This window comes from Alteraurantiacibacter lauratis, assembly GCF_037154155.1.
Taxonomy (GTDB): Bacteria; Pseudomonadota; Alphaproteobacteria; order Sphingomonadales; family Sphingomonadaceae; genus Alteraurantiacibacter; species Alteraurantiacibacter lauratis.
The window spans coordinates 215164-225760 of sequence record NZ_JBANRN010000005.1 but is presented as its reverse complement, the minus strand read 5'-3'; the positions used below and the strand labels follow the sequence as shown (position 1 = coordinate 225760).

Below are 10597 nucleotides of genomic sequence, written 5' to 3'. Positions count from 1 at the left end.
AAAACCAAAGAATCATACCTCGGCTTCGTCGCACTGGCCTCAATCAAACTCTGGATACCCTTTGTCCACGAAGCCTAGTATCACCATCGTCCCCGCGGTAAGCGCCAGGACACCCCAAGTCCGGATCCGGCAGGTGTTGGGAGCCCCGGTGAGCAGCAAGGCGCTGGTGCCGGGGCCGCGCTCCAAGGAGCGGGAACACACCACCGCAGCCAACAACCTGCGCGCCCTGCGGACTTACCTTGCTGCCCGATCCAGGCAGATGAGTGGCGGGACGGCACCGGTGCTCGCTATCGGTCAGATGCGGACGGTGCAGGCTCTCACCAAAGGCGAACTGCCAGCCAATCTGGAGACTGCCCACTTCAATGCGCTGAGCGGGCTCGATCGCTGGGGCAATGTCGCCGGCATGATCGTCATGGGCCGCACGCTGCCTGCACCGGCGGTGATCGCGAAGCTGCAGACTGCGCTCACTGGCAGGCCGCCTCAGGAGGACACCAGCAACGAGAGTTGGTGGTATCCGTTGACCGAGCGGGTCATTCGCCGGCCGAGAGGACGATCCCATCCAACGCGCGGAGAATACCATCCCGATCCGATCGCCGAGGCCATCCGCTGGAGTATCTGCGAGGCCGAACTGATCCAGGCGCTGGGTCGCGGTCGCGGGGTGAACCGCACGGCCGAAAATGCGCTCCAGATCGACCTGCTCACCGACATTGTCCTGCCGGTCCCTGCCGACGAGGTGATCAGCTGGGATGACCTTGCGCCCAGCCGCATCGACATGATGGCCGCGCGCGGAGTGATCCTCGACAACGCCGCAGACCGGGCCCGCTGCTTCCCCGACCTGTGGCCGAACCACGATGCCGCAAGGAAGGATGGGCAGAGGACTGGGACAAATTGCTATTATAGAAGTTCCTATAATAGCAGAATGTCCCACTCCTCGGGCATGGTGACCTATCGACCGGCCGGTCCGGGACAGAAGCGGCGGACGGCCAACTTCGACCTCGACCTGATCCCGGACCCGCGATCGTGGCTCACGGAACACCTGGGCGAACTGGCCAGCTACGAGGTGGTTGCGGACCGGGACCTGGCTGCATGATCCGTGCCCCCCGGGGGGAGGGTAAAACTTGAGACGGTTCGCAACGGAAACCGCCCCCGATCCAAAGTTTTCACGCCCGCGAGTTAGTGACCGGGGGTCACGGTGAGGAATTGGCGGAAAACCGTGCCTTCGGGCTGCGGCTAACCGGCTTCCTGTGAATTGTAGATCTGGCCGCCGCGGCGGACATATTCGGAGAACACCTCGATCGCCTGATCGCGGCCAACATCACGCATCACGGCGATCCCGCGTTCTTGCAGATCGCATTTCCAGTTGCGGCTCTTGGGGCCTTCATCGAACCCGATCTGCTCCGCCTCTTCGCTGCGCGCACCGCACACCACCCGGCGCACCCCCGACCACGGGATGGCGCCAAAGCACATCGCGCAGGGCTCGGCACTGGTAACCAGTTCATGCGCGGCCATGCCGGGACCTCCCAGGTCGTAGGTGCCGAGGGCGCGTTGCGCGGTGATGAAGGCGACCATTTCGGCACGCAGAATCGACAGGTTTTCGGTGGTCACCAGATTGACGCCAAGGCCCACTAGTTCGCCGCTGTCGATCGCGAAAATGCCGGCGGCAAACGGGCCCCCGGTCCCATGCTTCACGTTCTCCATGGCCGCCGCGATGACGAATTCCATCCGCGTAGAGATATCAGGTGTGGGGACATAGGTTCGGGCGAACGCCGGCAGCCATTCGGGCAGATGGATTTCTATCGTCGGAAGCATGGCTTTGTCTCTTTGTCCTGCTGCCGCATCTTATCGAGTTGCTCTGGTCGGCCAATAGAGCGTTAGTCGCCTCCGCCAACCACGGAGACGCACGATGAGCAACTCGACCCTTCCGACCCGCAACGAGGCCTGGGGCTTCTACGGTGCCGCCGCCGGGTTCACGGACGCGGACGCCGCATGGTCGATTGCATTGCCGGCGATCGCGAAGGCTGTTCGCGCCAGTGCCGAAGGGGTTCGGGACTTTCTCGACAGCCGCCACGGCCGCCACTTCGCCGACGACGTGCATAACGGGATCCACGCAGGCCTCGCCCTCAAAGCGGCGATCGACGCTGCCATCGCCCGCTGGATGGGCTGGACCATCAGCCGGGCAACTGCGCAGGAGCATGGCATTCCTCAGGGGCTGCCATATCTGACTGGTTTCGTTGGCCTATACGAAATCATGGCTGAGGCGGAACAAGTCTGAGGGATTGGGTGGTCGGCCACATTCACGTGGCTATCAGGCCATTGTCCGTTCGAGCCGCAGCTTGCGGCGCTCCCAGTCCGGCATCACCCGTTCGAGCAGATCATAAAAGGCGGCGCCATGATGCGGCTCTGTGATGTGGCAAAGTTCATGGGTGATGACATAATCGATCGCGTCGATCGGGGCCTCGATCAGGCGGCGATTCAGCATTAGGCGAGCTCCCGGTGACATTGACCCCCAGCGTTGTTTGAGCTGACGGACGATTAGTCCTTTGGGGCGGCGTCGTTCCGGGTCAGCAAAGCGCTTTAGGTTGATCTCGATACGCTCTGCAAATTTGACATGCGCCCGTTCGCGGTACCAGGCCTCGACCAATTCCTGGGTCACATCGGGACTGAGCGGCCTGTGCGTTTGCACCACGAAGTAGCCGCGGATCAATTTTACCGTCTGCCGCACGTGGGGGACGACCTTCAGCCGGTATTGGCGCCCAAGATAAAGATGTGTCTCGCCCGGCACGAACTCCCGCGGTGGGACACGGGGAAGGAATTGGGCAAAGAAGCGCTGCTGACGCGTCACCCAGGCTGCCCGTTTCCGCAACTTGGCCTCGATCGCTTCGAGGCTCGCATCTTCCGGGGCCGCAATAACCACGGACGCGTCCGGCTCGACCGCAATCTCGAGCGTTTTACGTGCCCGTCGGATAACCTGGTAATCGATCCGGCCTTCACCATACATCAGGCTGAGATGCTCAGGCTGCGTCACGGAAACCTCGCCCGGGCCAGATCCATGATCTTCTGCTCAAGGTCATCCAGCATCTCAACGGGGACGCCGACACCCTTTTCGTCACGCAAGACGTCGAAGAAATAGTCGTCGATGGCGTTGCGCATGTTGTTCTGAGCAACTTCGTTGGACCACACGCCCACAATGTGGTGGGCCTTGATGATACCGATGATGTCGAGCGCCACCTGGGCGGTGTCCTCGCGCTCGACCGGTTCGCCAGCCTGGGTTGTCAGGCTGCCATCGAGAAGGCCGAAGAAGGCCTGACCGTCATCATTGCCTTTGACGGCGTCGGGCACATCCCGCCCGCGATCCTTGCGCGCAACCTTGCTGGCAAGATCGATGACACCATTCAGGTAGTCTCGTTCGGACAGGCGCTTTTCTCGGTAAGCGCGGATCGTCTCTTCCAGCAGTTCGGAAAACTGCATGTAGAAGGCCGGATCCTCCTCCATCTTCTCCGTGATCGTCCGCCGAGTGGCGCTGGCAATGCGGTCGGCCTTGGAACCTTCGGACACCCCGGTTTCTTCAACCACGGCCTTGAGCGCGTCGGGGTCATTTATGTTGACGACCTCGATAATGGTCTCGGCCGGCAATGCCACCACATGATCGTCGAGCAACTTCTGGATCTTGGGCTCGAACTCCTTGATGTCGACGACTTCCTGGTACCGCAGCTGGACCGATCGCTTGAGCTCGGAGAACCGCTTCCAGTCCCGCTTCATCGTCTCGACCTTGGCCTCGTCAAATACGTCGAGGAACTTGTCGGATGACATCGAGATGTGCAGGCACCGGCTGAACGCCTTCAGCCTTTCGTAGAAATCGTGCCGGATGGCTTCATCGCCCAGGAGCTGCTCGAATTCCTCCATGTCCTTCTTGTTTCGAACGGACTTGAAGATGTCCCAGAGCTGGTCGTGCAACTGCGGCAGCTTGCGGATTTCCTCCCGGACGTCGTGGACAGTCCCGACGAGATCGCCGGCATCATAACCCTCAAACGCGCTGTAGGTGGTCAGCGCGCTGTCGAGCTCGCCGAGCAGGCCTTCATAATCGATGATGAAGCCGAACTGCTTCTCGACCCCGTCATTCTCATACAAACGGTTCACGCGCGCGATGGCCTGGAGGAGATTGTGCTCCTTCAGGGACTTGCACACATAAAGGACCGTGTTCCGGGGGGCGTCGAAACCGGTCAGCAGCTTTGACACTACAATCAGGATTTCTGGATCGCCCGAGCCCTTGAACGCATCGATGATTTGCCGGTTGTACTCTTCCTCGGTCTTGAACCTCGCCATCATCTGGTCCCAGAATTTCCGGACCAGATCCTTGGATTCCTTGTCGACTTCCTCGTTGCCCTCGTTGTCATTGGGCGGCGACATGATGATTTCGCTGGTGACGTGACCAATCTCGTCCAGCATCTCCTTGAAGCGAATGGCCGCGGCCTTGGAAGGCGCCACGAGCTGGGCCTTGAACCCGGTGCCCTGCCAGTGCTGCCGGTAGTGTTCGGAGATATCGAACGCCTTTGCCCGGATCGCCTGGCCGGTCTTGGCCAGTGCATCCATGCGCGAGAACTTCTGCTTGAGGTCTGCCTTCTGCTTGTCGGTCAGGCCTTCGCTGATCTTCTCGAACCATTTGTCGATAACGGTGCCCGAGATCTGCTGTTCGACCATCCGGCCTTCGTAAAGCAGCGGGACGACAGCCTCGTCGGCCACGGCCTCGTTGATGGCGTATTTGTGGATCAGCCCGCCGAAGGTCGAAAGCGTGTTTTTTTCCTTCTTCAGTAGCGGCGTGCCGGTGAAGCCAAGGTAGCAGGCACGGGGAAGCAGTCGCCGCATCTTGGTCGCGAACTGGCTGTGCCCGCCGTACTTCCCGGTCTGGGTACGGTGGCTTTCATCGACCAGGACAAAGATATTCGCATCGGCATCGGCGCGCGCACTGTTGCGCAGGGCCGTGTCGAACTTGTTGATGATCGTCGTGATCAGCCCGGCCTTGTGCTCGATCAGTTCCAGCAGATTGGCGCCGGTCGTCGCCCGCACAGGCTCCATGTCGCAGGACCGGAACGTGTCCTTGATCTGTTTGTCGAGGTCGTCGCGGTCGGTGACGATGATGATCCGCGGGTTGGGAATATCCTTGTCGAGCGCCAGCGAACGGCCGAGCATGACCATGGTCAGCGATTTGCCTGACCCTTGCGTGTGCCAGATCACGCCGCCCTTGCGGGCGCCTGTGACATCGACCTGCTTGACCCGTTCCACCGCCTTGCGTATGCCGAAGAACTGCTGGTGGCGTGCCACCTTGCGCACGCCGCCGTCAAACACCGTGAAGCGGCGGATCAGGTCGAGCAGGCGTTCCGGCCGGCACAGGGCATGGATCGTCCGGTCCTGCGGAGAAATGGCGCGCGTCCCTTCCGCGGCCATCGCATCGAAATATCGGCGCGCATCGGCGAAATCGCCGGAAAAGATCGCGTCTTTCTCGGACGCGGTCAGCGGGCGGTTGGCACGCGGTTCGATCGCCTCGTCCGTGTCCTCCTCGTCCCGCCAAGTGCCCCAGAACTTCTGCGGTGTGCCGACGGTGGCATAGCGCGCCTCCACCCGGTTCATGGTCAGCAGCAGCTGGGCGAAGTGGAACAGCTGCGGGATCCGGTCTTCGTTCTGATAGCCGATCAGCTGGCTGCCGGCCTTCTTCAGGCTCTCCGTGGGGCGCTTGTTTTCGATCACCAGCACCGGAATGCCGTTCACGAAGGCGACGATATCGCAGCGCTTTGTCTGGGTGCTGCCCGTCCGCTCGACCGAAAATTCGGCAGTCACGTGGAATGCGTTGTTGGCCGGGTTTTCCCAGTCGATGAAGCGGAAAGAATAGCTCTTCGAATCCCCGTCGATCGTCTTAGTGATCGTCGTGCCCAGCACCAGCGTATCGTAGATATCCTGGTTGGTGCCGCGCAGGCCCTTCAGCCGGTCCGGCGTCGGCTTCAGCTTGCGCATCGCCTCGTGCGCGTCTTCCAGATCAAAGGGGTATTCGCGCCCCTTGTGGGTGAAGCGGTTTATGCGCATCAGGTTTTCGACAAGGATATCGTCGAGCACAACATTGCGCAGGCGTCCCCCGCGCAGACGCAGCGCCTCGGCCTGGCTCAGTGGCTGGAAGCCCAGCGCCACCAGCATTTGCAGTGCGGGGATCTGCGACTGGAACTTTTCGGCTGCGTTGAAGCTCATGCGGCTTCCTCCACTTGCACACGCCATTCGCCCGTCAGCAGCTTCTGCATCAGGCCGCGCTTCTGGCGGGTGAGAAGGTCGATTTCCCGATCCAGCAGGCCGACCTCCTGTTTCGAAGCGGTCAGGGCCTGTGCGATGGACGCTTGTTCCTCGACAGGAGGCACCGGCACTTTGCAGCCAAAGAAATCCTCTGGGTCCAAATTCAGGAGACCATCGTTCCTCACGCCAGAATTGATCAGGCGGGAAAGTTGATGGTTGAGTGCTCCGGCCGCAAACAGATGAGCATAGAATTCACGGTTCATGCCCGCATTAAGCGCAAAGCAGAAATACACGAAAGGCACCAGCGCAGTCGGACGGTCTAGCGGGAAAATGCAGCCATAGGGTGCCGTGAGTGAGTTGCCTTTGTTGTAGGCAAACTCGCCCTCATTCAGAACAATGTAGCGATCTACACTACTGCCAGCCATGTCGCGGCTGAATTTGTCGGACTGCAACCGAAAGCCAGATTTTGCAGAAATGGTCATCACCGGGTGATCGCCGCCGCCGTTTTGGCGACGAACCCGCGTTGATATTGCTGACAGCGGGCGTTGCTCCCACCGTTCAGGAAAAACGCCGCCGATGCCGAGCAATTTCTGCGCTAGCCCGATAAGTTGCTCCCGCTTCGCCGCCCGCAGCGCCTCCAGCTTCTCGATCGCCTCGTCCCATGTGCGCAGGATTTCGGCGATCTTGCGCTGTTCAGGAAGTGGGGGGAGATCGACAGTCACGCCAGCGAGGTCACTGGCATGGATATGGACAATCGACTGCCCTTTCCCGAGCCGAGATTTCTGTTTGATTACCGAATGACTATTCAACAAATGAGCGAGGAATGATGGGTCTTGCCCATGATCGCGCAGGATAACAGTATCTCCGCCTGCTACTGCGTCGAAGCGCCCGACGAACGCGACCGCCTTGCCAATATCTTCGGCTGTTTCCCCAGATGCAGCAAAAATTATATCGCCATATTTGATGCTTGTCGCATCAGATGCCGACTCAGTTGGCACAAAGCTAATTAGCTTTGACGTTACATCGCCGAACGTAGTGTAGATTTCGGCGTAGCGCAGGCATGGCACACCATCGTCACAAAGTTCCGACTTCGTAATCCCTTTGCCCTTATGAAAGGTGCCAAGATTGCCCAGCTGTGAGCGCGTCCACCCCTCAAGCATCGCCGCCTCCCTTCTTCCGCCCCTTGGAGGCCTTGGCAATCCGCTCCAGCTCCGCCAGATCATCCGTCTGTGCGGCAGCCAGCCGCTCGGCCTCCCGGCGCTTGCCCTCGAACTCCGCATAGCGCGCATGGGCAATCTGCTCGGCCTTCTTGGCCGAGATGCTGCCGGCATTGCGCAACAGCGGCAGTTCGTTGGAGGTGATGAAGGTATCGAGCACGCCCTCCCATTCGGCCAGCCGCATCGTCTGCCTGCGGCTGGCGCGCAGTTCCGCCGTGTCGAGGAACATGGTGACGATCAGGTTGAGTTCCCTGATTTCCGCCTCACCCAGATAGTTCTTGGCGGTGGTCACATCGCCCTTGCGGACGACCGCGCCTTTCCAGGTCGTCAGCCCCATGTTGGGCGCATCGGGATTGGCGCGGGACTTGATCAGTTCCGCTGCAGTGCCGCCGGCAACCGCGAACAGCATCTTGTTCTGGATTGTCGCGTAGAACTCCTGCGCGGCGCCCGATTTGGGATCATAATCCTCGCTGAGTGCCAGGATGTCCCGGATCTTCTGATAAAACCGCGCTTCCGACGCCCGGATATCGCGAATGCGTTCCAGCAGTTCGTCGAAATAGTCGTAAGCGGGATCCTTCAGGCGGGCATCGTCCATGACGAAGCCCTTGACCAGGTACTCCTTCAGGACGGTGGTTGCCCAGCGGCGGAACTGGGTTCCGCGGGGCGAACGGACGCGGTAGCCAACCGACAGGATGACCTCGAGGCTGTAGGCGTCAACTTCGCGGGAAACCTCGCGTGCGCCCTCGGTTTGAACTATCCGGAATTTCCGGATCGTTGCATCGGGATCGCACTCACCGTCAGCAAACACATTCTGAATGTGCTCGTTTATGGTGCGCACATCCTTGTCGAACAGGTCGGCCATCTGGCGCTGGGTGAGCCATGCGGTGCCGCCCACCGCACGAAGCTGGATCTGCGCGGCGCCATCATCAGTGGTGTAAAGGATCAGGTCGCCTTCAGACATTGACGCCCAGCTCCTTCAGATAGCCAGCCATCTTCGCCCGCACTTCGACCAGTTCGGCCTCGATCCGGTTGATGTCCTTTTGCAGGGCGGCGACGTCGATCTCCTCCTCGGCCTCGAAGGTGTCGACATAGCGCGGAATGTTGAGATTGAAGTCGTTCTCGGCAATCTCCGCAGGCGAGGCGAGGTGAGAATATTTCTCGATTTCCGTTCGGTTGCGGTAGGTTTCGAGAACCTTGGCGATATGCTCTTCGCTCATGACGTTCTGGGTCTTGCCCGGCGTGAATTCCTTGCTGGCGTCGATGAACAGCACGTCCTTGCGCGCTTCATTCGCGCCGCCTTGCTCGCGCGAACGGTCAAAGATCAGGATTGCAACCGGAATGCCGGTGGTAGTGAACAGGTTGGCTGGCAGGCCGATCACCGCATCGAGCAGGTTTTCCTCGATCAGGGCCTGGCGGATCCGGCCTTCCGCCCCGCCGCGGAACAGCACGCCGTGCGGCACGATCACCGCCACGCGCCCGCTCTGCCGCTTGGCGATCTCGATCATGTGCGTGATGAAGGCGTAATCGCCCTTCGACTTGGGCGGGATGCCGCGCCAGTAGCGATTGAACTGATCGCTGTCGGCGTGTTCGGCACCCCACTTGTCGAGGCTGAACGGTGGGTTGGCCACCACCACGTCAAACTTCATGAGATGATCGCCCTCAACGAGAGCCGGGCTGTTGAGCGTGTCGCACCATTCGATGCGCGCCGCATCCTTGGAATGCAGGAACATGTTCATGCGGGCGAGCGCCCATGTCGCGCCGTTCACTTCCTGCCCGAACAGGGCGAAGTTGTCCGAGCCCACTTCCTGCGCCGCCTGGATCAGCAGCGAACCGGAACCGCAGGCGGGGTCACAGATGGTGTCCCCCGGCTTCGCGCCGGCCAGCTTGGCCAGAAGGCCCGAGACGGCCGAGGGGGTGTAGAATTCGCCAGCCTTCTTGCCCGCATCCGAGGCAAAGCGGGAAATCAGGTAGATGTAGCATTCGCCGATGATGTCTTCGGTCACCCGCGACGGGCGCAGGTCGAGCGCGGGCTTGGCGAAGTCCTCGAGCAGGTTCTTCAGGCGCCGGTTGCGATCCTTGACCTTGCCGAGGTTCGCTTCCGAGTTGAAGTCGATGTTGCGGAACACGCCTTCAAGCTTGCTGCGGTTGGTGTCTTCGATCTTCTCGAGCGCAATGTTGATCAGCTCGCCGATATTGGCCTCGTTGCGTCGGTCGTAGAGGTCGTAGAAGCTGGCCCCTTCGGGCAGGACGAACCGCTCGCGCTCCAGTCGGCGGCGGATGCGCGCCTCGTCGCCACCGAACTGTTTGCGGTAGGTCTCGACGTGATCGTTCCAGAGGTCCGAGATGTACTTCAGGAACAGCATCACCAGGATGTAGTCCTTGTACTGCCCGGCATCGACGACGCCGCGGAAGGTATCGCAGGCAGCCCAGGCAGTCTGGTTGACCTGCTGTTGGGTCAGTTGGTCGGTCATTGGTGGGCTCCTTTAAGCTGGGCGCCGCCTCGGGCTGCATTGGCCAGATCGGCGAGAATGATGCTGGAAAGGGTGTGTCGTTTGTCGGCCAGCTCGTGGAGCAGCGACGTTTCCCGGGCTGCCAGCCTCCCGACCTGAACGATAAGCGCTTGGGTCTTGAGGTCCGGCACGGACACTTCGATGTTCTCGAGGCTGGTTTTCGAGATCATGCGAAGGCTCGTCCCCTGCGCCTCAGCGTCCAGTTGCCTTTGGGCATCCGCCTGGTTGATCGCCCAGGCAAGATATTCTGCTGAGACGAGCCCCGGTTTTGGGCGAAGGATAAACAAGGGTAGCAATGCAATTGCCGGTTCGACCATGTCCGCGGAAACGGCGCAGGCGATATTGGGCTGACCCCGCGACTTGAAGATCACATCGCCCGGCCCGACCGCATAGCGATCAGACAGTGGGCCGAGGTCAAACCTTTGAAGATTGCCCGCATCCAGCGAGCCACCTTCCAACAGATCTCTGAGCTGCACGCAGGGCTGACCACCTTCGCGCGCTGGCTCGAGCCGGCCGCGCACCGTGTAGCCCGTCTGGAGTTGGCAGATATCCTGGAGTCGCATGGCGTAATCCGCTGTATGAGTCATACAGATAAAT

Annotated in this window: 9 protein-coding genes; 2 read left to right on the top strand and 7 right to left on the bottom strand. The window is 60.6% G+C overall.

The features are described from left to right. Positions 1-148 precede the first annotated feature (148 nt). Positions 149-1090: a hypothetical protein gene (locus WFP39_RS07345; RefSeq protein WP_336918660.1), complete on the top strand. Its 942-nt coding sequence runs from the start codon at positions 149-151 to the stop codon at positions 1088-1090. A 140-nt stretch (positions 1091-1230) separates the two neighbouring features. Here the strand turns inward: WFP39_RS07345 and WFP39_RS07340 are convergent, their stop codons facing one another. Then, positions 1231-1809 (bottom strand): nucleoside deaminase, encoded by a 579-nt coding sequence (locus WFP39_RS07340; protein ID WP_336918658.1) that lies wholly within the window; start codon positions 1807-1809, stop codon positions 1231-1233. Positions 1810-1903: 94 nt separating this feature from the next. Between WFP39_RS07340 and WFP39_RS07335 the strand changes: the two genes are divergently transcribed. Further along, positions 1904-2272: a hypothetical protein gene (locus WFP39_RS07335; RefSeq protein WP_336918656.1), complete on the top strand. Its 369-nt coding sequence runs from the start codon at positions 1904-1906 to the stop codon at positions 2270-2272. Positions 2273-2305: 33 nt separating this feature from the next. On the opposite strand, the gene WFP39_RS07330 is transcribed toward WFP39_RS07335, so the two are convergent. From WFP39_RS07330 to WFP39_RS07305, 6 genes are read right to left on the bottom strand one after another with little or no spacing between them, the layout of a single operon-like run. Beyond that, the gene (locus WFP39_RS07330; RefSeq protein WP_336918654.1) at positions 2306-3025 is read right to left on the bottom strand and encodes a M48 family metallopeptidase; all 720 of its coding nucleotides are present in this window, start codon (positions 3023-3025) and stop codon (positions 2306-2308) included. Then, complete coding sequence (locus tag WFP39_RS07325; RefSeq protein ID WP_336918653.1) at positions 3022-6234, bottom strand: type I restriction endonuclease subunit R; 3213 nt, start codon at positions 6232-6234, stop codon at positions 3022-3024. Before WFP39_RS07325 ends, WFP39_RS07330 begins: the two co-directional genes overlap by 4 nt. Then, positions 6231-7433: a restriction endonuclease subunit S gene (locus WFP39_RS07320; RefSeq protein ID WP_336918652.1), complete on the bottom strand. Its 1203-nt coding sequence runs from the start codon at positions 7431-7433 to the stop codon at positions 6231-6233. The genes WFP39_RS07325 and WFP39_RS07320 overlap by 4 nt, the downstream gene beginning before the upstream one ends. Continuing rightward, positions 7426-8451, bottom strand: coding sequence for a virulence RhuM family protein (locus tag WFP39_RS07315; protein ID WP_336918650.1), 1026 nt, complete (start codon positions 8449-8451; stop codon positions 7426-7428). The genes WFP39_RS07320 and WFP39_RS07315 overlap by 8 nt, the downstream gene beginning before the upstream one ends. Continuing rightward, positions 8444-9961 carry a type I restriction-modification system subunit M gene (locus WFP39_RS07310; protein ID WP_336918649.1) on the bottom strand — a complete coding sequence of 506 codons (1518 nt, stop codon included), beginning with the start codon at positions 9959-9961 and terminating at the stop codon, positions 8444-8446. Before WFP39_RS07310 ends, WFP39_RS07315 begins: the two co-directional genes overlap by 8 nt. Continuing rightward, positions 9958-10587 carry a restriction endonuclease subunit S gene (locus WFP39_RS07305; protein WP_336918648.1) on the bottom strand — a complete coding sequence of 210 codons (630 nt, stop codon included), beginning with the start codon at positions 10585-10587 and terminating at the stop codon, positions 9958-9960. Before WFP39_RS07305 ends, WFP39_RS07310 begins: the two co-directional genes overlap by 4 nt. Positions 10588-10597 lie beyond the last annotated feature (10 nt).